This window comes from Cytobacillus solani (genome assembly GCF_001420595.1).
Lineage (GTDB): Bacteria > Bacillota > Bacilli > Bacillales > Cytobacillaceae > Cytobacillus > Cytobacillus solani.
Window position 1 is genome coordinate 2,071,211 of sequence record NZ_LJIX01000006.1, and the last position, 20,523, is coordinate 2,091,733.

31 protein-coding genes, 1 tRNA gene, 2 pseudogenes and 1 riboswitch are annotated in these 20,523 nt (G+C 34.3%); of the genes and pseudogenes, 22 read left to right on the forward strand and 12 right to left on the reverse strand.

The window, feature by feature from the left end; all coding sequences use genetic code 11:
- Nucleotides 1-361: 361 nt before the first annotated feature.
- Both AN957_RS12210 and AN957_RS12215 read right to left on the reverse strand, forming a co-directional pair.
- Nucleotides 362-637 (reverse strand): hypothetical protein, encoded by a 276-nt coding sequence (locus AN957_RS12210; RefSeq protein ID WP_056684353.1) that lies wholly within the window; start codon nucleotides 635-637, stop codon nucleotides 362-364.
- On the reverse strand, nucleotides 637-1,257 hold the full coding sequence (locus AN957_RS12215; RefSeq protein WP_056684358.1) for a MarR family transcriptional regulator: 621 nt from the start codon (nucleotides 1,255-1,257) through the stop codon (nucleotides 637-639). The genes AN957_RS12210 and AN957_RS12215 overlap by 1 nt, the downstream gene beginning before the upstream one ends.
- Before the next feature lie 135 nt (nucleotides 1,258-1,392).
- Between AN957_RS12215 and AN957_RS12220 the strand changes: the two genes are divergently transcribed.
- From AN957_RS12220 to AN957_RS12235, 5 genes are all read left to right on the forward strand, one after another.
- Complete coding sequence (locus AN957_RS12220) at nucleotides 1,393-1,584, forward strand: helix-turn-helix domain-containing protein (protein WP_053475786.1); 192 nt, start codon at nucleotides 1,393-1,395, stop codon at nucleotides 1,582-1,584.
- Nucleotides 1,585-1,760: 176 nt separating this feature from the next.
- Nucleotides 1,761-2,075: a hypothetical protein gene (locus AN957_RS12225; protein WP_053475787.1), complete on the forward strand. Its 315-nt coding sequence runs from the start codon at nucleotides 1,761-1,763 to the stop codon at nucleotides 2,073-2,075.
- A 69-nt stretch (nucleotides 2,076-2,144) separates the two neighbouring features.
- On the forward strand, nucleotides 2,145-2,297 hold the full coding sequence (locus AN957_RS27685) for a hypothetical protein (RefSeq protein ID WP_156319106.1): 153 nt from the start codon (nucleotides 2,145-2,147) through the stop codon (nucleotides 2,295-2,297).
- Nucleotides 2,298-2,706: 409 nt separating this feature from the next.
- Nucleotides 2,707-4,455 carry an ABC transporter transmembrane domain-containing protein gene (locus AN957_RS12230; protein WP_056684361.1) on the forward strand — a complete coding sequence of 583 codons (1,749 nt, stop codon included), beginning with the start codon at nucleotides 2,707-2,709 and terminating at the stop codon, nucleotides 4,453-4,455.
- Nucleotides 4,456-4,459: 4 nt separating this feature from the next.
- Entirely contained in the window at nucleotides 4,460-6,253 is a 1,794-nt protein-coding gene (locus AN957_RS12235; RefSeq protein WP_056684364.1) for an ABC transporter ATP-binding protein, read from the forward strand.
- A 69-nt stretch (nucleotides 6,254-6,322) separates the two neighbouring features.
- Here AN957_RS12235 and AN957_RS12240 read toward each other — a convergent pair whose 3' ends face one another.
- Nucleotides 6,323-6,493 (reverse strand): aspartyl-phosphate phosphatase Spo0E family protein, encoded by a 171-nt coding sequence (locus AN957_RS12240; RefSeq protein WP_053475790.1) that lies wholly within the window; start codon nucleotides 6,491-6,493, stop codon nucleotides 6,323-6,325.
- Between the two features lie 290 nt (nucleotides 6,494-6,783).
- Here AN957_RS12240 and AN957_RS12245 point away from each other — a divergent pair, with 290 nt between their 5' ends.
- The 3 genes from AN957_RS12245 to AN957_RS12255 all read left to right on the forward strand — a co-directional run bounded on the left by AN957_RS12245 (nucleotide 6,784) and on the right by AN957_RS12255 (nucleotide 8,644).
- Nucleotides 6,784-7,491, forward strand: a complete 708-nt coding sequence (locus AN957_RS12245; protein WP_056684367.1) for a cytochrome c biogenesis CcdA family protein — start codon at nucleotides 6,784-6,786, stop codon at nucleotides 7,489-7,491.
- Nucleotides 7,492-7,672: 181 nt separating this feature from the next.
- Complete coding sequence (locus tag AN957_RS12250) at nucleotides 7,673-8,032, forward strand: response regulator (RefSeq protein ID WP_053475792.1); 360 nt, start codon at nucleotides 7,673-7,675, stop codon at nucleotides 8,030-8,032.
- A 135-nt stretch (nucleotides 8,033-8,167) separates the two neighbouring features.
- Complete coding sequence (locus AN957_RS12255; protein WP_053475793.1) at nucleotides 8,168-8,644, forward strand: CcdC family protein; 477 nt, start codon at nucleotides 8,168-8,170, stop codon at nucleotides 8,642-8,644.
- A 75-nt stretch (nucleotides 8,645-8,719) separates the two neighbouring features.
- On the opposite strand, the gene AN957_RS12260 is transcribed toward AN957_RS12255, so the two are convergent.
- Nucleotides 8,720-9,148, reverse strand: coding sequence for a DUF2621 domain-containing protein (locus tag AN957_RS12260; RefSeq protein WP_056684369.1), 429 nt, complete (start codon nucleotides 9,146-9,148; stop codon nucleotides 8,720-8,722).
- A gap of 142 nt (nucleotides 9,149-9,290) precedes the next feature.
- On the opposite strand from AN957_RS12260, the gene AN957_RS27690 reads away from it, so the two are divergent.
- Nucleotides 9,291-9,387 (forward strand) — tRNA-Sec (locus AN957_RS27690).
- 117 nt (nucleotides 9,388-9,504) lie between these two features.
- Here the strand turns inward: AN957_RS27690 and AN957_RS12265 are convergent.
- Nucleotides 9,505-10,247: pseudogene (locus tag AN957_RS12265) on the reverse strand (site-specific integrase); the annotation flags it as partial.
- Between the two features lie 189 nt (nucleotides 10,248-10,436).
- Here AN957_RS12265 and AN957_RS27695 point away from each other — a divergent pair.
- From AN957_RS27695 to AN957_RS12280, 4 genes are read left to right on the forward strand one after another with little or no spacing between them, the layout of a single operon-like run.
- Nucleotides 10,437-10,658 (forward strand): hypothetical protein, encoded by a 222-nt coding sequence (locus AN957_RS27695; protein ID WP_056684375.1) that lies wholly within the window; start codon nucleotides 10,437-10,439, stop codon nucleotides 10,656-10,658.
- Nucleotides 10,655-10,801, forward strand: a complete 147-nt coding sequence (locus AN957_RS27700; protein WP_156341142.1) for a hypothetical protein — start codon at nucleotides 10,655-10,657, stop codon at nucleotides 10,799-10,801. The genes AN957_RS27695 and AN957_RS27700 overlap by 4 nt, the downstream gene beginning before the upstream one ends.
- A gap of 12 nt (nucleotides 10,802-10,813) precedes the next feature.
- On the forward strand, nucleotides 10,814-11,092 hold the full coding sequence (locus AN957_RS12275) for a hypothetical protein (protein WP_056684378.1): 279 nt from the start codon (nucleotides 10,814-10,816) through the stop codon (nucleotides 11,090-11,092).
- Complete coding sequence (locus AN957_RS12280) at nucleotides 11,089-11,277, forward strand: hypothetical protein (protein ID WP_053475797.1); 189 nt, start codon at nucleotides 11,089-11,091, stop codon at nucleotides 11,275-11,277. Before AN957_RS12275 ends, AN957_RS12280 begins: the two co-directional genes overlap by 4 nt.
- Nucleotides 11,278-11,344: 67 nt before the next feature.
- Here the strand turns inward: AN957_RS12280 and AN957_RS28825 are convergent, their stop codons facing one another.
- Nucleotides 11,345-11,479, reverse strand: a complete 135-nt coding sequence (locus AN957_RS28825) for a hypothetical protein (RefSeq protein WP_256376274.1) — start codon at nucleotides 11,477-11,479, stop codon at nucleotides 11,345-11,347.
- Between the two features lie 117 nt (nucleotides 11,480-11,596).
- On the opposite strand from AN957_RS28825, the gene AN957_RS12285 reads away from it, so the two are divergent.
- The 3 genes from AN957_RS12285 (at nucleotide 11,597) to AN957_RS12290 (ending at nucleotide 12,999) form a co-directional block, all read left to right on the forward strand.
- Entirely contained in the window at nucleotides 11,597-12,022 is a 426-nt protein-coding gene (locus AN957_RS12285) for a YopX family protein (protein WP_075209135.1), read from the forward strand.
- Nucleotides 12,023-12,322: 300 nt separating this feature from the next.
- A riboswitch (cyclic di-GMP riboswitch) is annotated at nucleotides 12,323-12,408 on the reverse strand.
- A gap of 121 nt (nucleotides 12,409-12,529) precedes the next feature.
- On the forward strand, nucleotides 12,530-12,709 hold the full coding sequence (locus tag AN957_RS28520; RefSeq protein WP_245637781.1) for a hypothetical protein: 180 nt from the start codon (nucleotides 12,530-12,532) through the stop codon (nucleotides 12,707-12,709).
- Nucleotides 12,673-12,999, forward strand: coding sequence for a hypothetical protein (locus tag AN957_RS12290; protein ID WP_075209136.1), 327 nt, complete (start codon nucleotides 12,673-12,675; stop codon nucleotides 12,997-12,999). The genes AN957_RS28520 and AN957_RS12290 overlap by 37 nt, the downstream gene beginning before the upstream one ends.
- Here AN957_RS12290 and AN957_RS12295 read toward each other — a convergent pair whose 3' ends face one another.
- From AN957_RS12295 to AN957_RS28830, 3 genes are all read right to left on the reverse strand, one after another.
- Entirely contained in the window at nucleotides 13,000-13,242 is a 243-nt protein-coding gene (locus AN957_RS12295; RefSeq protein ID WP_053475799.1) for a hypothetical protein, read from the reverse strand.
- 445 nt (nucleotides 13,243-13,687) lie between these two features.
- Nucleotides 13,688-13,843, reverse strand: coding sequence for a hypothetical protein (locus AN957_RS28085; RefSeq protein WP_172797637.1), 156 nt, complete (start codon nucleotides 13,841-13,843; stop codon nucleotides 13,688-13,690).
- A 136-nt stretch (nucleotides 13,844-13,979) separates the two neighbouring features.
- Nucleotides 13,980-14,138: an aspartyl-phosphate phosphatase Spo0E family protein gene (locus AN957_RS28830; RefSeq protein WP_075209137.1), complete on the reverse strand. Its 159-nt coding sequence runs from the start codon at nucleotides 14,136-14,138 to the stop codon at nucleotides 13,980-13,982.
- Between the two features lie 152 nt (nucleotides 14,139-14,290).
- Here AN957_RS28830 and AN957_RS12300 point away from each other — a divergent pair, with 152 nt between their 5' ends.
- Both AN957_RS12300 and AN957_RS12305 read left to right on the forward strand, forming a co-directional pair.
- Nucleotides 14,291-14,500, forward strand: a complete 210-nt coding sequence (locus tag AN957_RS12300; RefSeq protein WP_053475800.1) for a hypothetical protein — start codon at nucleotides 14,291-14,293, stop codon at nucleotides 14,498-14,500.
- 586 nt (nucleotides 14,501-15,086) lie between these two features.
- Entirely contained in the window at nucleotides 15,087-16,910 is a 1,824-nt protein-coding gene (locus tag AN957_RS12305) for a reverse transcriptase/maturase family protein (RefSeq protein ID WP_053477617.1), read from the forward strand.
- Between the two features lie 218 nt (nucleotides 16,911-17,128).
- Here the strand turns inward: AN957_RS12305 and AN957_RS12310 are convergent, their stop codons facing one another.
- The 3 genes and pseudogenes from AN957_RS12310 to AN957_RS28525 form a co-directional block, all read right to left on the reverse strand.
- Nucleotides 17,129-17,668: a GNAT family N-acetyltransferase gene (locus tag AN957_RS12310; RefSeq protein ID WP_053475801.1), complete on the reverse strand. Its 540-nt coding sequence runs from the start codon at nucleotides 17,666-17,668 to the stop codon at nucleotides 17,129-17,131.
- Nucleotides 17,669-17,853: 185 nt separating this feature from the next.
- The coding region (locus AN957_RS12315; RefSeq protein WP_245637782.1) for a DUF3231 family protein at nucleotides 17,854-18,270 on the reverse strand (417 nt) is incomplete at its 5' end.
- 1 nt (nucleotide 18,271) lies between these two features.
- A pseudogene (locus tag AN957_RS28525) lies at nucleotides 18,272-18,444 on the reverse strand (DUF3231 family protein); the annotation flags it as partial.
- 152 nt (nucleotides 18,445-18,596) lie between these two features.
- On the opposite strand from AN957_RS28525, the gene AN957_RS27705 reads away from it, so the two are divergent.
- From AN957_RS27705 to AN957_RS12330, 4 genes are all read left to right on the forward strand, one after another.
- Nucleotides 18,597-18,767, forward strand: coding sequence for a hypothetical protein (locus tag AN957_RS27705; protein WP_156319079.1), 171 nt, complete (start codon nucleotides 18,597-18,599; stop codon nucleotides 18,765-18,767).
- A 12-nt stretch (nucleotides 18,768-18,779) separates the two neighbouring features.
- Nucleotides 18,780-19,097, forward strand: a complete 318-nt coding sequence (locus tag AN957_RS28530) for a hypothetical protein (RefSeq protein ID WP_053474570.1) — start codon at nucleotides 18,780-18,782, stop codon at nucleotides 19,095-19,097.
- A 94-nt stretch (nucleotides 19,098-19,191) separates the two neighbouring features.
- Entirely contained in the window at nucleotides 19,192-19,440 is a 249-nt protein-coding gene (locus AN957_RS28535) for a group II intron maturase-specific domain-containing protein (protein ID WP_231690019.1), read from the forward strand.
- Between the two features lie 188 nt (nucleotides 19,441-19,628).
- Nucleotides 19,629-20,438: phosphotransferase family protein (locus AN957_RS12330; RefSeq protein WP_156341178.1), on the forward strand; the 810-nt coding region annotated here is incomplete at its 3' end.
- Between the last annotated feature and the right edge of the window lie 85 nt (nucleotides 20,439-20,523).

Sequence of the window (20,523 nt, forward strand, 5' to 3'; positions counted from 1 at the left end):
GTTTTGAATAATATTTTAAATTTTTGTTATATACAAAAGAGAAGTCTATCTTTTCATTAATTTGGCGAAGAATATGATTTGAAGGAACAAATGTATTTAAATCAATAAACTCTAGTTTACTTTGATATTCATCTTTACGACCCATCATAAAAATTCCCCCAATAAAAAACCTGTATAGAATAATTAAATTCTACACAGGTATTGGTAAATCCTATTAGTTTGTCAACAGCCCCATTATGAAGGGTTTACTAATTTATAAATTATTCTCGTCAATAACATCAAACCAATCGTCTTTCTCTTTTTCAACTTCACATTTTTTATAAACAAATATTTTAATCTAACTTAATTACTTGATCTCCCATTACTCTGTAAAGACCAATTTTTTTATATCCTCAACTATATTAAATAAGCCTTCTTCCTCTAATTTAGGGAATAGCTTATCAGGTTGATTAATGCAAAAAGATAACATCTCATCCTTCTTCAACCCAGTTATTCTAATATCATCAAGTTGCTTAAAATGATCCTTGTCGGCAAAGACGCCTATAGCAATCTCATAACTGGTCATGCATGTATCATTACCCTCTAAATCAATTTCTTCTGACTTTAAATACCAAAAATCATAATATACATTATTCATTAATATCCCCTTAATCCTTTTTCAGTTAGTGAGACATCATTAATTTTCTTACCGCTTGGGCTTGGAGTTGTGACCACCATTCCCTCAGTTTTCATTTCTAAAACTGCTTTAATAATGTGTTCCTTACTTATCTTAGTATGTGCATTAATTTGATTAACTGATTTACCTTTACCCTTTTCTATTAAATAATTTCTAATAGTTTGTTTGGTTTTATCCAATTTAGCACTCTCCTTATAAAAGTTATTATTTATTCTGCTTCTTCCCTCCAATAAATGAGTAAGTGCAGTATTTTTAAATGCACTTTGAACCTTAATTAATTCATAATAATCCAACTCAATTTTAACTTTCTTTTTGTTGTTGATGTCTTCTTTAGTAAAAGTACCAATAATTTTATTTATCTTCTCATCTAAACTAATATAATCATCCTCGTTCATTAGGGATTCTATGCTAATTTCTTGACGACTTGCGTTAGGATGTTTTGTAAGATACTTATCATATTGATATACATCAAATATAAAATATCCCCTACTATCACATGAAAAACAGCGACCTTCTTGGAAATTTACATAGTTAGAAATATATCCATTTCCATTACATTTTTGATAAGTTACTTTGAACATCCCTTATCACTCCATAAAATTAAACTTTCATTCTCATTCTGCTTTATCAAACTTTAAAAAATAATAGCTTTTATGAATAACTCTACCATTATTGAATATTCTATAGAAAGGAAAATAGGAATAGGGGGAAACTAAATGATTACAGAAATAATCAGAGATAATTTACCAGAAGCACTAACTCCTTCTCACATTCAGCGAATATTAGGTATTGGTAGAAGACAAACTTATGAACTTATGGAGAACCCACCATTTCATGTAGTTAAAGTTGGTAGGCTGTACAAAATTTCAAAGAAATCATTTTTTAATTGGCTTGATGGTGACCAATGAGTAAATTACCTTGTTGTTTCTAAAATGACTAAGGTCGGCACTAGGATGGTATTTACTATCCGAATGAAAATAAAATAATAATTGATCCTAGGAAAATATATCAGTTACACAAAAGATTTAAATTATCTTTAATAGATTATGTTCACATATTTATTGCACGTGAACTAGGGAGATCAATGGACAGATTGTTAGAAGAAAGAAATCATAAAATAGATAAGGCATTTCAATTAATTAAAAAAGGTTTTGGTTCGGATCAATTAGTAGCATATTTAGTAGATTTAAAGAGTGAAGAAGAAACAATCGTATCAAATAAAGGAAGAGAATTCATAGATAAAGAATTATTAGAGCGATATGATGACATAAGTAAGAGATATCACCTATTGGAAACTTGGAGAATCGAGGTTAAGGCAAAATTAGAAAGACTATCTAGTTTATTTAATGGTAATTCTATTGAAAATAATATTAATAAATTACTTGATGGGGGTATTTAATCATCTCCTCTTTTTATATGCAAAAAATAGGAATGTTCGTTCTGCAATGTGTTATGAGGAGTGATTTTCATGACTATTCGTGATCGAGGTAAAATTAAATGGTTACCAGCTAGTTTCATACCAATACAATTTAAAATGATTCGGGAAATGTATATGGAAGATGTGATGCAAAATAAACCAGAAATTGATGATTTTAGATTGAAGAGAACGATATATAAATAGGAAGAAAGATGTACCACTAATATAAGAATCTATCAACTTTTGATAGACAATTTGTCTGAAAAATGGTATATTTTCCTTATCAGAAAAAGTGGACGGAATAGAGGTTTAAACCTTGATATATCAACGCTTTGATGCAAATGGGTCAAAAGCTTTCACAAAAGAAAATCAAATGATGAACGCCATGAATAAACAAACAAAATAATGGTGGACAAGCACTCATGTATGGGTGCTTTTTCTTTTTTTATTAAACTAAAAATCTTCCTTATTTTTTTAATATTTGATAAACTATTTAAGTTACCTAATTTGCTGCTTGGAAAATATTTGATATTAATTTATCAACCAGTTCATACGTATGAAGTTTTGGATTATTGAATATCGGATTCTATCGACTATCATGGAGGACATGAGTATGAAGGTGTTTTTAGATTTAATGTGGTTTTTTAAACAGGAGAAGAAAGCGTATTTGACGGGAATTATCATCCTGTTATTTGTGGCATTTCTACAGTTAATTCCACCAAAAGTGATTGGAGTTTTTGTTGACCATATTAAGAATGATACTTTAACAGCTAAGATTATGCTTATCTGGATTGGGGTATTAATCGCTGCGGCTGCAATCATGTACGTCCTACGTTATTATTGGCGAATAATGATTTTTGGCTCTGCAGTAAAATTGTCAAGGCAATTAAGAAATAAGCTTTATCAGCATTTTACAAATATGTCCCAATCCTTCTATCAAAAAAAGCGTGTAGGCGATTTGATGGCGCATGCAACTAATGACTTACAGGCAATTCAGCAAACAGCTGGTTCTGGTGTCTTAACTTTAGTAGATTCATTAGCAACTGGTGGTTTCGTAATCATCGCTATGGCCACAACAATAAGCTGGAAGCTGACCTTAATTGCCTTAATCCCTATGCCGCTTATGGCCATTCTAACAAGCTGGTATGGGACAATGCTACATAAGAAATTCCATAAAGCACAAGAGGCATTCTCTTCTCTTAATGATAAAACCCAGGAAAGTGTGACGGGTATTAAAGTAATTAAGACATTCGGTCAAGAAAAGGAGGATATTGAAGATTTTCGCAAACAATCGGAAGACGTGGTTCAGAAGAATATATCAGTGGCAAGAATCGATTCATTATTTGATCCAACGATTTCCCTTATTGTTGGTATTTCTTATTTCCTCTCAATTGCATTTGGCGCAAAATATGTGCTAAACGAAGAATTAACGATTGGTCAGCTTGTTTCCTTTACAACCTATCTAGGGCTTCTCATTTGGCCGATGCTTGCATTTGGATGGCTATTTAATATTGTTGAGAGAGGTCGTGCATCGAACGATCGTGTAACAGCGCTTCTTGCAGAAAAAGCGGACATTATCGATGAAGAAAACTCAGTGGAGATTGTTCCAAGCGGAGATATTGAATTTAATGTATCAGAGTTTTCCTACCCTGATGAAAACGTGCCTCTTCTAAGGGATATTTACTTTACCTTAAAAAGAGGAGAGACGCTAGGCGTTGTGGGGAAGACGGGTTCAGGTAAAACAACATTATTAAAACTGCTTATTCGTGAGTTTGAAGGATATAATGGGACAATTCAATTTGCTGGTCATCCGCTATTCCAATATCGGTTAGAGAAACTAAGAGAAGCAATTGGGTATGTTCCACAGGACCATTTCTTATTTTCCTCATCCGTTGCTGAAAATATAGCTTTTACGAATCCAGATGCAGAGATTGATGAAATATACGAAGCTGCAAGAACAGCAAATATTCATGAGGATATTCTTCAATTTAGTGATGGCTATGATACGGTAGTAGGAGAAAGAGGCGTTTCCCTATCTGGCGGACAAAAGCAAAGAATATCTATTGCTAGGGCATTGATTATGAACCCAGAAGTATTAATATTGGATGACTCCTTATCAGCAGTCGATGCAAAAACAGAAGAGGAGATTCTGAATTCATTAAAGCAGAATAGGGAAGGCAAAACGACTATTATTACTGCACATCGATTAAGTGCAATCCAGCATGCAAATCTGATCCTTGTACTTGATGAGGGGGAAATAGTTCAAAGAGGTACACATGAGAAATTAATGCTGGAGAATGGATGGTATAAAGATATGTACCTGCATCAGCAGCTAGAAGAACTTGTGGAGCATGGAGGATAATCAAATGGAAAAGACGACCGTAATAAAGGGAAAAGAACAGCGGCAAGTTCTTTTTCGCCTTCTTTCCTATACAAAGCCGCATTTGAAAACAATTATACTCGCATTTGTTTTGCTCCTTGTTACAACAGTTGGTGACATATTGGGGCCGATATTAATCAAAATTTTTATTGATGATTATTTATCTCCTCGTAATCTTGTATTTGAACCTATATTTGCTTTAGGGGCTGCATTTATTGGCATACAGATTCTGAATGTACTTGTTTCCTATTTTCAATTGCTCAAGTTTCAGGAGATTGCTTTAAAAATAATCCAACAGCTTCGTGTAGATGTATTTTCGAAGGTTCAGGCTCTTGGGTTAAAATATTTTGATAAGACACCAGCTGGAAGTATTGTATCTCGTGTTACGAATGATACGGAAGCAATAAAAGACATGTTTGTGAGTGTGTTAGTTACTTTTATTCAAGGAGCTTTTTTAATTATTGGGATATTTATTGCGATGTTTATCTTAAATGTTAAACTAGCCCTTTTTTGCTTAGTGATCTTGCCGCTCCTATTACTCATTATGAGAGCCTATCGAAAATATAGTTCGATATTTTATCAGGATTTAAGGGAAAGGCTAAGTCAGCTAAATGCGAAGCTAAGTGAATCTTTGCAAGGGATGGCGATTATTCAAGTGTTTCGCCAAGAAAAAAGATTGCGTAAGGAATTTGCTGATATTAATGATCAGCATTATCAGGCAGGAATGCGGAATATAAAAATTGATGGCTTATTATTAAGACCGGCGATTGATTTAGTCTATGTTTTTGCCATTATCCTTATCTTAAGTTTTTTTGGGATTACATCGTTTAATAGTCCAATTGAAATTGGTGTATTATACGCTTTTATTAGCTATTTGGACCGATTCTTTGAGCCTGTTAATAATATGATGCAGCGACTTTCCATGTACCAGCAGGCAATTGTAGCAGCATCTAGAGTGTTTAAGGTAATGGATGAAACGGAGCTTGCTCCAGCACAGGAACTAAATGAAAATAGAAGCATTTCAGCAGGGGAAATAGAATTTCGCAATGTCAGCTTTTCTTACGATCATAAAAGGGATGTCCTGAAAAATATCTCTTTTACTGCTAAACCAGGGGAAACCGTCGCACTTGTTGGTCACACAGGGAGCGGAAAAAGCTCTATTATTAATTTAATGATGCGCTTTTATGAATTTGAAAGAGGAGAGATTCTAATTGATGGGCAATCCATTAAATCGTATGCCAAGGATGAATTAAGAATAAAGATGGGTTTGGTCTTACAAGATCCCTTCATATTCTTTGGTACGATTAAGGATAATATTCGCCTTCACAATCAAAATATGACAGATAAAGAAATTGAAGCTGCAGCACAGTTCGTTCAGTCACATTTATTTATCGAGAAACTAGTAGATGGCTATGATCATCAAGTAGTTGAAAGGGGGTCCACTTTTTCAAGTGGTCAAAGACAGCTATTAGCATTTGCACGGACAATTGCGGCTAATCCGAAAATCCTTGTTCTTGATGAGGCAACTGCTAATATCGATACAGAGACAGAAGAAGCGATCCAATTAGCGTTAGCTAAAATGAGAAAAGGACGGACAACAATTGCGATCGCCCACCGGCTATCAACAATACAGGATGCGGAACTCATTCTTGTCCTTCATCAAGGAGAAATTGTAGAAAGAGGCAATCACCAAGAACTCTTGGCAAAGCGCGGGTTATACCATAAAATGTACCTGCTGCAAAATGGGTTGGAAGATCGAGTGGAGGATGTAGTTGGATGATAAGGTAGAGTGTATTTAAGGGAAAGTAAAAAAGAAACCAGCAAGGTTATATGACCGTTGCTGGTTTTTCTAATGTGTAGAAACTTTTTTTTTGAAAATATTATTATATTCATTTAATAATTTATCCAGTTCTTGGCTATTTCTAATAGCTAGTGAGGAGGTAAATCCATTTTTCATAGCTACTTGAATGAGTTCCTGCCTCTTTTGTTCAATTAATGTAATTAAATCTTGTTTTGACACAGCCAATTTCCTTTCAAGTCTTTTTAACATAAATGATCTTACATTGAGGTTTCCAGAAAAAACCATGTAAAAACATGAAAGATTCTAACAAAAATTGTTAGTATTTACTATAGTATAGCGAATTATGGGAAATAATTCAAAAGAAACTTCTTCGATATCTACAATTTTTTACAAGTTTATTTTCTCTTATATTTTTGACAGACACAAATTGTTCAAATCTAAACATTATCTTTTCATAACCATATTTGTTAGAATGAGTGGAGACTTAGTATAAACAGGAGAGGTTAAAGATGACAGATTTAAATGTATTTTTAGCATTAGCAGCTGGCTTTTTAAGTTTTATTTCTCCTTGCTGTTTACCATTATACCCAGCCTTCTTATCTTATATAACTGGAATGTCTGTTGGTGAGCTGAAAGAGGAAAATGGGATGCTTCAAAGGCGTAGCATGTTACATACGTTATTTTTCTTGATAGGATTTTCTCTGATTTTTATTGCACTAGGTTTTGGAACCTCCTTTTTGGGGAGTTTTTTTGCAGATTATAAAGATTTAATTCGTCAAATTGGAGCAATTTTTATCTTTTTCTTTGGCTTACTTATCGTTGGGTTTATTAAACCGGAATTTTTACTGAAAGAAAGAAGGTTTGAATTTAAAAACCGACCATCTGGACTCATTGGTTCATCTTTGATTGGTATGGCTTTTGCAGCTGGCTGGACCCCTTGTACAGGACCGATTTTGGGAGCGGTTATTTCACTTGCAGCATCCAATCCAAATTCGGCGATGTTTTACATGGTAGCATATATCCTTGGCTTTGCTATCCCATTCTTTATCCTTTCCTTCTTTATTGGCAAGATGAAATGGATTCGAAAGTATAGTGGGACGATTATGAAGATTGGCGGATATATAATGATGGTAATGGGGATTGTGTTATTTTTTGACTGGATGACTAAGATTATCGCGATTCTAACACCAATTTTTGGTGGATTTACGGGCTTTTGATTTAAAGTTGACGAAATTTGTCGTATGATAAGAATGGTGTTTATGCGAAATATTCGATATATTTAAATATGTGTTCTTTTTTATCATTTATTTAATTTTAACTTCTTTTTAATAGTTTTCTATGGGTCAATCAGATATAATTGATAGGACTTCCGTTGTATTGATCAAGGAGGAAACAGCTATGGCAAGGATACTGATTATTGATGACGCAAAATTTATGAGAATTACCTTATCGAATATTCTTAAAAAAGCTAATCATGAAATTGTCGGTGAAGGAGAGACCGGATTAGACGCAATTCGTCTATATAGTGAGCTAAATCCCGATTTAGTTACAATGGATATAACGATGCCTGAAATGAGCGGACTAGAGGCAGTGAAAGAAATTAAGAGAGAATATCCGCAAGCGAAAGTTATTATGTGTTCGGCAATGGGACAACAAAAAATGGTTGTAGAAGCGATTGAGGCAGGCGCAAAGGACTTTATCGTTAAGCCTTTTGATGAAGGTAGAGTAATGGATGCTGTAAATAGAGTATTAAGTTAATGATAAGCTGACTCAAGGTTTATAAGTCTAACTTATAAATGACCTGATTGAGTTAGCTTTTTATGTTGAAGTTCCCCATTTAGTTTAAATAGGATATAATGTATGATGAAAATAAAGGATGAAGGATGAAAGATAATGAACTATGTTGTTATTACATCGATTGGAGCTATCTGCATGGCTGTCTTCGCCATGTTCATCCGAATGAAAGCAGCGAAAAAACCAGCAACTGCAAAAAAGATAATCTTGCCGCCAATCTTTATGAGCACAGGTGCGCTTATGTTCGTTTTTCCGTACTTTCGTGTAACACTATTAGAAATCGCGGAGGCAGTAATTGTAGGATTCCTGTTTTCAATTTTATTAATAAAAACATCTAAATTTGAAATTAGAGATAAGAATATATATTTAAAGCGCTCAAAAGCATTTCTATATATTTTAATTGGCTTACTAGTCGTTCGTATGGCTGGGAAATTAATATTAAGCTCGACGATTGACTATGGTCAGTTAAGCGGCATGTTCTGGATCCTTGCATTTGGAATGATTGTTCCATGGCGAATTGCGATGTATATAAACTTTAAAAAACTTCAGCAGGAACTTTATGGTTCTATAAAATAAAACGAAAGCCAACGATATTTATGTCGTTGGCTTTTTACATAGATAAATAGATACCACTTTAATGATCAGAAGTGGTTAAAATAAATGTTCATATGGTGTCAAATTAATTTGATTTTCTGTTAATTTTTTTCTCAAAAATTTATGATCTCTTTTAGGTGTAGCTAAAATATACCCGCGAATGACCAAATCTTGATCGATAGTTCCTGCTTGTTCCTTCAAGGCAAGCTCTCCGATTTTCCCTGCAATCTTATGACGAGCTACATCTCTAAATAATTCTGGAACCGGACTGACTAAATCTTCTAGTAAATTCTTTTCTTTTTGTCCCCATAAATGCTTAGTATTACTAACATAATGCTCTTCCCAATCCATATCTGACTTGCCGTCCTGTTTCGGCATTTTCTTCAAAAACTTGCGAAACATAAAGAAACCGCCAATGGCCATAGAACCAGCAAATATGACAATCCAAAAAAGAATAAACCATAAGAACCAACCTTCAAGCTGCATTTTCTCACCTACAAATAAATATTAATGCCTTTATTATAAACGGTTGACTAAATATAGACAAGATAATCAAATTCAGAGAAACTTTAGTAGGTTTCCCTTGATTGATTTATATTAAAATAATATAATTATATATGGCTAATATGGGGTCGAATGGGGTACTGGTGTCCTCCGTAGTCTTCAAAACTATCTGTGACCAGCGTGCCTGGTCAGCTGGGTTCGATTCCCAGACGGTCCCGCCATATTATCCTAAACAACCCGATTGAACTTGTTTAATACTAGATATATCAACGTTTATGACTCTTTTGGATTTTCGCAGAATCCTAAAGAATTCGATAGATTTTGAAATACTTTTGCATTTATTTTGCACGATAAACTTCTTCCATTGTCACGTCTACTAGGCGTGACTCTTTTTGTTCCATCTCGTCTAATATATGGCTATAAGTTTGTAAAGTAGTAACGATATCATTATGACCAAGTGACGAGAAATATATCTAACGTTAATACCCTGATAAAGTAACATTGATGCATGTGTGTGTCGTAATCCGTGGCAAGTTATTTCTTTTATACCTACCTTATGACAGAGGGATTTAAGTGTTTTGTTTACAGCATTATTTGTAACAAGTTCAAACTTTGAGTTTATAAAGCATAAGTTCTTTTTATTTCTTAATCCTGTTTTTGCAGCTAACACTTTTTGCTCATGTTTTAAAATGCTAAGTAAATCTCTGGTCTCTTTATCTATTGTGATGGTACGTTTCGATGAATAATTTTTGGTATCACTAAAATCATTTTTGTATTTAGCATCCCAAGTTTTATTGATCGTGACAGTTTGATTAACTAAATCAACGCATTCCCAGGTTAAACCTAGAATTTCTGAGAAGCGTGTTCCAGTTGCAATAGCAAATAGGATGATATAACGAGAGATGTATCTTACTGTTTCCGTAGCATAATTTGGGGCGATTTCATTAATGAATTTTTGGTGCATATTTCGATTTAAATCTTTCATCATTACCCCAGGAAAATGCAATTCTACAAGTTTTACAGAGCGTTCAATATCACTTTCGTGTTTTGGGCTGTACTTGCCTTTTTTATATATCCCAAACGGGTATCGGTCCTAAGATGATGGAGAAAATAGTGAATCATTTTGGTAGGGAATATTTCAAGGAGGTTGGAAAGTGAATTTTCCAGCAGATATAAATCATGTCCTCAATGATGTTGGTTTAGAAAGAATTAGACAAAACAAAATGGGGCAGACAAAGGCACTCAGATGGAGATTGGTTAAAGATTTTAGGTGAAGAGTTCGGAGAAGTTTGTCAGGCAATGCAAAGGGAAGATTGATAAATTCTATCCATATTCAGGCACGAATGTAACATTAACAATGCAACCTTCTCAAATGACAATAGAGGAATTTTATAAAAACGACCATGAAGGAATTGAGTATTCTGTGGACGGCAATGGGAATGTCTCAGTTCCAGATGGTCAATTATCTATCGAGGATGAAACTGAAGCATGACCAAAAGTAATGGTAGTCAAATAATGGCTAATAAGAAAAAACAAAAACGTCGGTTGGGCAAATCTCTTGCCCGCCGTCGTAAAGAAATCCGTAAACATAATTGGCGAAAGTTATTTGTAAAGTCCGGTATTTTGAAAGATTAGGAGGTTCTCACTTTGGAATATCTCACTGATCAGGATTTTGAAACTGCAGAGAAAAACGGAATCAGTAAGGAAAATGCATATCAAAGATTCTATAGGTATGGATGGAGTAAACGAAGAACAATTAACACACCTGTAAAAGTATATACAAATCCCTGGCAGAAATGGAAAGCCATTGCGGAATCAAACGGAATATCAGAAAGACTATTCAGAAGAAGTGTAGCAACTAAATGGGAACCTGAACATGCCGCAATGGAACCAATACGAATTCGTTCAAAAGAAGCAACCCAATGAACGCACAGCACTTTAAAGAATTGATTAATACAGTTTGTAAGACTGTTAATCTTCCCAAATATAAGATTGTGGATCTCATTGGTGTTGACCATGTAACGGTGAATAAATGGGAACGTGAAGGGCTTCCAGTACGGATAAAACCATATGTAATGTCTGTTTTAAGAAAAGTCATATTTGAGAAATAGTTTTTGTATTGTGTTTAGTAGATTATTTTGGAATATGAAGCGCTAAAAACTTAGCGCTCCAACTTTATTAAGGACTACAAGGATGAGGTAATGGATTATTCCATACAGTACAACCGGATGCGGAAGCAGCAGATGGTGTAGAAGTAGCAGCAGTAATAACAAAACCACAAGCAATTACTATATAAAGTAGTTTCTTTTTCATAGTTTCACCCCTTTCCATATACAAACCTATTATAGCGAATATTGGTAGTTATATAAGGGGGAAAATTCGTAAAAATCAGACAATTAAATATATAAATCGACACTGTAGTTAGGAGGAATGAACGTGCGTGAGATTAAGTTTCGAGAGAAACCAATTGAAGATTACGGTGATATTAAATGGTTTGTTGGCAGTTTGATTTTAAGTTATGAAGATGAATTGGCTTACATTGAAGAAGATGGCCAAGGCACTGTTCCTGTTGAATGGGAATCAGTCGGACAATACACATGCCTAAAAGACAAGAACGGCAAGGAGATTTATGAGGGGGATATTTGCAGAGTTAATTATAAAAGAGAACAACATTATCTAGGTGGTTATTATCACGAAGAGAAAACAGGGTTTATTGAATATAAGTATGGGATGTTTGATCTATATCATTCTGGTGTATGCCTAGCAATTGTTGCACAAGAATATATGACAGATATAGAAGTTGAATGGGAAGTCATCGGCAACATTTACGAAAATCCAGAGTTAATCAACTCTTGAATTATTATGTTTCCTAAAAATAACTAAAAAGATCCATCAATTATTTTATGATGGATCTGCATACAGGACAGTTAATCTCATTAGATCGTTTAAATTTTATATTTTTAAGATCATTTCGGGTGAATGTAGGAAATGGGTTGTATTTTATTCCACACTCTGAGTGGTGTTTGTCTTTTACAGCATGTCTTACTTTAGTATTGTTACAAAAAAAAGTTGGATAAAATATCATTTTTCTCCCTCTTAGTAAAAATTAGGCAAATTAGAAAGAGATCAATATCAGATAGAAATACAAGAAAGATTCTTGGCAACCCGGCTACCATGACAATAAATGTTTTAGGCCCGTAGCTTTGCGTCTTTTACTTTCGTAAAATTTGCCCTTAATAAAGTTAACATATCTTTTTAAAAAAGGGTGTGATATGGTGTCATATTTATAAAAAATTTACATTTAGTGAAATGTTTAGGTATGGAAACCTATGGATTATTAAGTTTACTAGCGAGGTGAAAGGATTGTGCTGGGTTGAAGTTAGTAAAGGAGATCCAAGAGCTGTTGAATTAGCTGATCGGCATTATACAAGACAGAAGCCAGGCACTAATAAGTTTTGCCGGCCAGGTAAAAATTTGGTCCTATTATCAAAGGATGAAAAAGCATTATGGTTACATGGAAAGGGATTCGTGATGATGGTTTAGATGCATGGGAATGTACACTGTATAGAAATGAAGGGGATTTTCTTTCTTCACATCTAATTGTCCTAGCTTTAGGTGTTACTGCAGCCAGATGGGGCGAACCTCCAAAGGATGGAGTTATCACCTATGTAGGGAAGCATCTAAAAGGCGGAACTTTTCACGCAGCAGGATTTAAGAAAATTTGTTTAAGCAGAAAAAGAGGCCTTCCATTGCTCCAGTTATCCAGAGAAAGAATACCTCCACCATTACAGCCTGCTGATGTAAGTCTTTTTGAACATGAGATGTTGATTTGATTAAGATCTGTTATGTATTAACTTTGCAGCGCCTTCTTTACCACCATACCATTTGTCAATAATACTCTGCGTATCTTTAGTGTATAGGTCATGTACAAATTGACCTTCTAAATTTTCCTCAGAAGGCAATATGTAGTCTTGCATAGTGGATTTAATCCATTTGTGGTTAGCCTGGTGTGAGGTAAGAGGTGCTGCAAGTAATTGCTGACCTAACTTCTTTTCATCTAGTTCTAAGATTTTCATAATGAATCACCCTTTTCTATTAGTTCAAGATTATTATAGCAAACTACTAAAATTTACTAAACACAAGAGTAATTATGTAAATACAGAAGCAGACACTAGCTAGTGTCTGCTAAGAGGTGCACCTCAGGATGTGAATCAATCAATATATTGTATTCAATCCTACTAAAATTGTACAAGTTAAATTAAAAATGTGCTTTTTCACTAAATACATTTACAGGGCAAGCATGTGTAAAGGTTGATTAGATTTTGGGAGTCTTGCCCTGTAGAGCTTAAATATAGTGGATTAGATAATAGCTCATTATTTTAAAAAACCCAAAAACAAAAAATAAACACTGTTCAAAGAACTCATATGAAAAGTATTATGTGATGGGAGATTTGTCTTGCGTGGTGAAAATCCACATATCTTTAATGTGGTGTTATTTCTAAAAGTAGAAAATTATTTCCCTCACAATCTTGTCGTATCAATAGGTACAATATCTAGTCCATCTACCCGTTTATGTATAATAGGGTTTTTAAAAGGGTCATAAATCTTATTGTCAGTCGAAAAACGAGCACGTACATCAACACCTAAAATACTTTTAATATTTTTGTTAAAAGACAATTATTTCATCTCCTTGAAATATTATCAAATTTATTATTTGTTCAAAGTTACAAAAAAATTCAGGAACTGTTAGTAATTTTTATTTGAATCTTTATTAGTTAACTTAATTTCCTTTTCAAAAATTTAATAAGAATTGCTATTTGCATTTGGACTGGAATCTGAAAATTAGTTCATCCAGTATCTGACTAAATTTTATAGTCATAGGATCTGTCAAACCTTTCTTTAAACCAGTTTTTATTAGGGTATTTCTATAAAGATGAATCTCTTTCATAAGTTCACGACAGGAACGACACATTATTCTCCTCCTTAAAAGTTAAAAGTAATTAGACAATTATTTCAGAAAAAGGATAATAATTGAACTACTTCGACAATAAAAGAATATTACCGACAAAATATGTGTTTTCGAAAAACTAAAGAGTAATTTATTTATTTAGGAGGAAATAGCAAGTGGCAAATTTAGAAGGAATGAATATGAAGTTTACTATTATTAAAAATGAAGATATAGAAAAGTTGCCAGAACCGCAAAGAGCGAATTTACGCGAAGTACACGAAATAATCTTGAAAAATAGATTAGTCGTAGGTAAGCGCGGAGAACCAAAGTATCTTGTTAATAACACTGATGAACCTTATGTAGATCAAAATGGTCACTGGGGTTAATTAACTGGATAAGCAAAATGTTGTGCGCCCATAAGGGCAGATAAGAATTCGCTGTGTGGCAACAGCGTAGGTTAAAATTCACAATCTATACCTATCATCAATCATCTTATCCGAAAGGGAAACCAGACGGGGAGTGTAGCATGGTGAATAATGCCATAAGTTGGCGAGATTCTACGTCACGACTGAATGGCTAGATGAAATATGTAAATAAGGAAGAAAGCTATACTGCTTGAATGATAGTCTAAGGACGATGATGCTTGCGCATGAAGAATGGAATCTGAAACTTCATGAGAATATGGGGGAGGTGTTGGAACACTGCACCAAACCAAGTGAATCATATTCTTCCATCTACCATCAGTAGAAACAGACGAAAGTCACTTCCGACATTACAATAAGCTATGTTTTTATCTGTCTAAATGGGGATTACCTAAGTTGGAAAGCCTTTTGAGGCTATGATAGTTGTATCTGAATATCCAATAGGGTAACGGAGTTTCCGTAGTAGTCTGAGATAGGGAAAGCCTATTACATGGCGAAGGGAAACAGTTTGTCGAGTTTGATACGAAAATGGGTCAATGCGGGAGGCATTATGAGAAATCCGATATTAGTGTTAAACACTCTATCTTCCAAAGCGAAAATAAAAGGATATCAATTTGAACGCTTGTATAGGAATCTATACAATCCTGAATTTTTTCTCAAAGCTTATGGGAAAATATATGCCAAAACAGGGAATATGACTGCTGGTTCTGATGGAAAGACAGTTGATGGTATGAGCATTGAAAGAATTGAACGTATTATCGAGAGCCTAAGAAATCAAACCTATAGTCCAGTGCCTGCAAAACGTGTGTATATTCCCAAGAGTAACGGAGGAAAAAGACCTCTAGGAATTCCGTCTTTTGAAGATAAGCTTGTTCAAGAGGTAGTTAGAAACTTATTGGAAGAGATATATGAACCTGCTTTTTCACCCAATTCACATGGATTTAGACCAAGAAGAAGCTGTCACACAGCACTTCTACAATGTAAAAATACTTTAACACATACAAAGTGGTTTGTAGAAGGTGACATCAAAGGATTCTTTGATAATATTGACCACCATATTTTAATAAACATTCTTCGCAAAAGAATAAAGGACGAAAAGTTTATTAATCTAATATGGAAGTTCTTAAAAGCTGGCTATCTTGAGGATTGGAAATTTCACCAAACATACAGTGGAACCCCACAAGGTGGGATAATCAGCCCAATATTATCTAATATCTATTTAAACGAATTGGACATTTATATCGAGGAATATAAAGCTTCCTTCGATAAAGGAACCAAAAGAGCAGCTAATAAGGAGTACATGAAAATAAGCAAAAAAATACATGAACTCAAGAAAACACTTCACAACGAATGGCAAAATCTTACGGAAGAAAATAGGTTTAATTACAAACAGGAAATCAAAAACCTGTACAACTTACGAGGTACTATGCGGAGAACGGTTCAGAATGACCCTAATTTCCGAAGAATACAGTACGTAAGATATGCCGATGATTTCCTTATAGGAATTATAGGAAGTAAACAGGACGCCGAAAAGGTTAAGGAAGACCTAACAAGATATCTAAAGGAAAAGCTTAACTTAGAGCTATCACAAGAGAAAACCCTAATTACCCATAACAAGAAGAAAGCACGTTTCTTAGGATATGACATCATGATTTCGCAGGATGAATCCCTCAAAGGAGGTACTTTCAAGGGACAGAAAATTACTCGCAAATCTGCAAAAGGTAAATGCTATCTCAGTCTACCTAGAGAGAAATGGATTAACAAATTATTATCTCTAGGTGCGCTTAGAGTGTCCTTCGGACATATCTGGAAGCCAATACACCGTACCTACTTAAGTAATCTTGAAGATATTGAAATAATCAGTACGTACAACAGCGAAATTGAAGGACTATATAATTATTACAGAATGGCTTTCAATGTTAGCAATCTTCATAGCTATTATTATGTAATGAAATTTAGCTTTCTTAGAACAATGGCTCAGAAATATAAGTCATCGGTAGGTAAAATGGCTAGTAAATACAGAGTTCATAAGGATTTGGGTGTAAAATTTGAAACCAAACAGGGTGTTAAAATCCGACTATTTTATAGCAAAGGTTTTAAATACAACCTATCCGTTTTAAGAGAAGAAGGAATGGATTTTAGAGAGCAAACAGCTATGTACGGTGGAAGGACTAGCTTAGTAGAGCGCCTACTTGCGAATAAATGTGAATGGTGCGGAGCTGAGAACGTACCCATCGAAGTTCACCATGTGAGGAAAATAAAAGACCTTAAAGGCAAAAAGTTATGGGAGCAAAATATGATAGCGAGAAGAAGAAAAACCATGACACTGTGTAAAGAGTGCCATGTAGACTTACACGCTGGAAGACTAGATTGACAAATGGAGAGCCGTATACATCGAGAGGTGTACGTACGGTTCGGAGGAGAGCGTTTGGAAACCTATCATAGCAATATGACAAGGCGCTGGGCGCTTATCCTACTAATAGTATTTTGACCGATTATGTGCAGTAAACAATGAAGAAAAAACCACTCATAGTATTTACATATGAGTGGAACAAATTTAACTAGTCAGCTATCTAATAGGAATTAACAACGCTATTCATTTGGATTTATAATAGCTAACACTTGATGATCTTCCCAAATGCCGTTAATTTTAACATTTTTTATTGCTATTCCTTCTTTATGAAAACCAGCTTTTTCTAAAACTCTTATTGATCCGATGTTATGTGGCATTACTCCAGCTTCTATTCTATGTAAGTTAAGGGTTTCAAAAGCATAATTGACGATTAACTTAGCTGCTTCTGTGGTAAAACCGTTGCCGTTATGTTCTTGATCTAAGTCATATCCAATGAAAGCCCTTTGTTGAGGTCCACGCATAACTTGGAATAAGCTGATAGTGCCAATGAGTTTATGATCATTTACTTTATAGATGCCAAAATAGTATTCAATATCTTTTTGTTTGTTTTGTTCCCATTTTACTATTAATTCTTGCTGTGCTTCTAAAGACCAGTAAGTAGTAGGACGAGTCATTGAATATTTCTCAAGAAATGAGCGATTTTTATTTCGCAAAAGTAGTAATTCGTCAGCATCCGAGAGAATAAAAGGTCTAAGATAAATATTTTCACTTTTAAGCATCTAATCTTCCTTTCACTATTTAATACATTACATTATATCAGAAAGAAAAAACGTTTTTTGAAAGGAAAAAATATTTCATAAAATCAATTTATACGCAGTGCGAGCTTAAAGTGAACTAAATGATAGATGTGTATAAAAAAACAAAGTCCAAGAGGATTTGGGAAATGGACTTTTTTCTTAGAAAATTATTTATTTTCAGGTGTTTGTAAGTGTAGTGGCGGTGGGATTAACCAACCTTTTTCCTTGTTAAGTTTTAAGAATTTTGCACCTAGAAGAGCTTTTGCTGTGTGAAATTGACCGAACATTAAGGCGATATCTTCACGAATGTATTGTCCAATTATTTGGCTACATGCTACAAGACCAGCAGCAATATCTTTTGAAATTGAAGCACTAATTTCAGGGTCTGCAAATCTTGCTCCTACAGGGATACTTTCGAGATCAGCAGTTGGACGATCTGGGGGTGTAGGAGGGAGTCCTACTCCCTTTACTTTCAGAAGCTCTTCGGTTTGGCTAATTTCCTGTTTCAAACCTTGAATTGCCTCTTCAATAAGTTTTTTGAGGTCATCATCACCTGTGTGATTAGCAAAGATTTGGTAGCCAGCNAAACCTTGAATTGCCTCTTCAATAAGTTTTTTGAGGTCATCATCACCTGTGTGATTAGCAAAGATTTGGTAGCCAGCATGAAGACCTTTAGCTACAGATAAGTAGCTCCAAGCACCAAAGACTTCACCATAATGCATAGGTTCATTTTGAGGGTTACCGCTTAGAATTCCCATGAAAACACTCCTTAAATTGAAAGACATTATTAGCTTTCTCCTTTTTGTTGGATATTCATATCCACAAGGATTAGTTTTCAACGGTAATTAAAAAATATACCAAAATTTGTTTGATTAGAAATTAATAAACACAAGGTAGGGGGAGTTGCATAGTGACTGAGGAAGAAATAGAAAATGCGAATGGTGATTGCGATTGCCCTCATAAACTATGGTGCCATACACCAAGACAATTCCTTCAATCTGAATGGAGAAAAAGGAATCCTAAATTAGCGATTAAAGATTGTGATTTTTATAGAATGATTGAAGAAAAATTGAAACAATAGGGGGAGTTAATTATGAGTGAAAAGTGGACATTCAATACTGATAAAGATTATTGGGATTTTGGCAGCTATGATTCTAGAAAAGAAGCGATAGAGCAAGGGCGTATTGTTATTAAAGGCGAAGACCCTGACTACTTTTACGAAAACTCACATTTCAGTGTCGGAACAATTGTTCCAGTCGCAATGAAGTCAATTGATGCAGAAAATATGATATTGGAACCAATCGCTGAGGATTTATATGGTGATCACGAACAAGGTGGAGTAATATCTCCGTTATTAGCCAATGTGTATCTCCATTATGTACTCGACTTATGGTTTGAGAAAGAGGGCTAGAAACAATGCAAGGGCCAGGAAGAAAGTCCAAGGTAAACTAAAAGAGTCTAAAGAATGGCTCAAGAAGAATAGAAATAAAGATATTCATATGATCATGGACAGATTTAGACGCTCGCTTATAGGTTATTACAACTATTATTGCATAACTGATAATACTCAAAATGTTAGCAACTTCAAAGACAAAATTGAGAACTTACTGTTTAAATGGCTCAATAGAAGAAGTCAAAGGAAATCCTTTACATGGGATAAATTCAGACTATTTCTTGATAAATATCCACTACCTTCTCCAAGAATTAAAGTGAATATATATGATCTAAGAAAAGAGATTAGCTACATTCTGTGAACGATGACTAGGAGGAGCCGTGTGCATTAATAGTGCAAGCACGGTTCTGTGAGGGGATGGAGTACAATTTACCGTAAGGTAGAAAGGCTCTATTCTACTCGACTTCTAAAATAAGGAAAGCGTCTTTCTTCAAAGGTTGGATTTTATTGAAGTAGAAGTCCCCATACTAGTAAAGGAGACTAATTAAGATGGATAACAGTATCGAGTATGCTGGGTTTGAGTGGGTTAAAAAAATGATTATGAGTAATTTTAAGAACTTGAAAATTAATCATATAATGCAACTTGGTGAGGGCTGGATGAGTCGTGCCTATCTGATCAATCATGAGATAGTATTTCGATTTCCAAAGGAAAAAGATGGAGCTATTGATACAGAAAAAGAAATAAAGGCGTTACCAAGCCTAAAAAAACATATTTCTCTAAAAATACCGGAATTTATTTATTGTGGGAAACAAGATAATGGTTATCCCTTTGTCGGCTACAGATTATTGTCAGGAGAGCCTATGGATGAACAGCTATTTTGCTCATTACCATTAGAAACAAAGAACAAAATCGCTCATCAAATCGCCGGGTTTATGGATCAGATCAGTTCATTCTGTGTTGAACAGGCGAAAAATTTAAATATACCTGAAACGAATTTCTATCAATATTACTTAGAGACTTTCAATGAGGTGAAGGAAAAAGCCTTTACTAAAATCAATCAAGATATGCAAACATATATTGCTTTTCGATTCGAAACATATCTAGAAGATAAAAACCATTTCAGATATTCACCTAAGCTCCTTCATGCTGATTTATCGATGGACCATTTATTATTTGATCTAAAGAGGCAAGAAATAACTGGAATCATCGATTTTGGTGACATGAAGATTGGTGACCCTGATTATGAATATTTATATTTGTTGGAAGAGTATGGAGAAACTTTTACTAAAAAAGTGATGGAACTGAGAGAGGAAGAAAACGTTCAACATAAGGACGAAAAGCTCTCTTTTTTCCTGACANGGATTAGTTTTCAACGGTAATTAAAAAATATACCAAAATTTGTTTGCGTAGAAATTAATAAACACAAGGTAGGTTCTGTTGAGT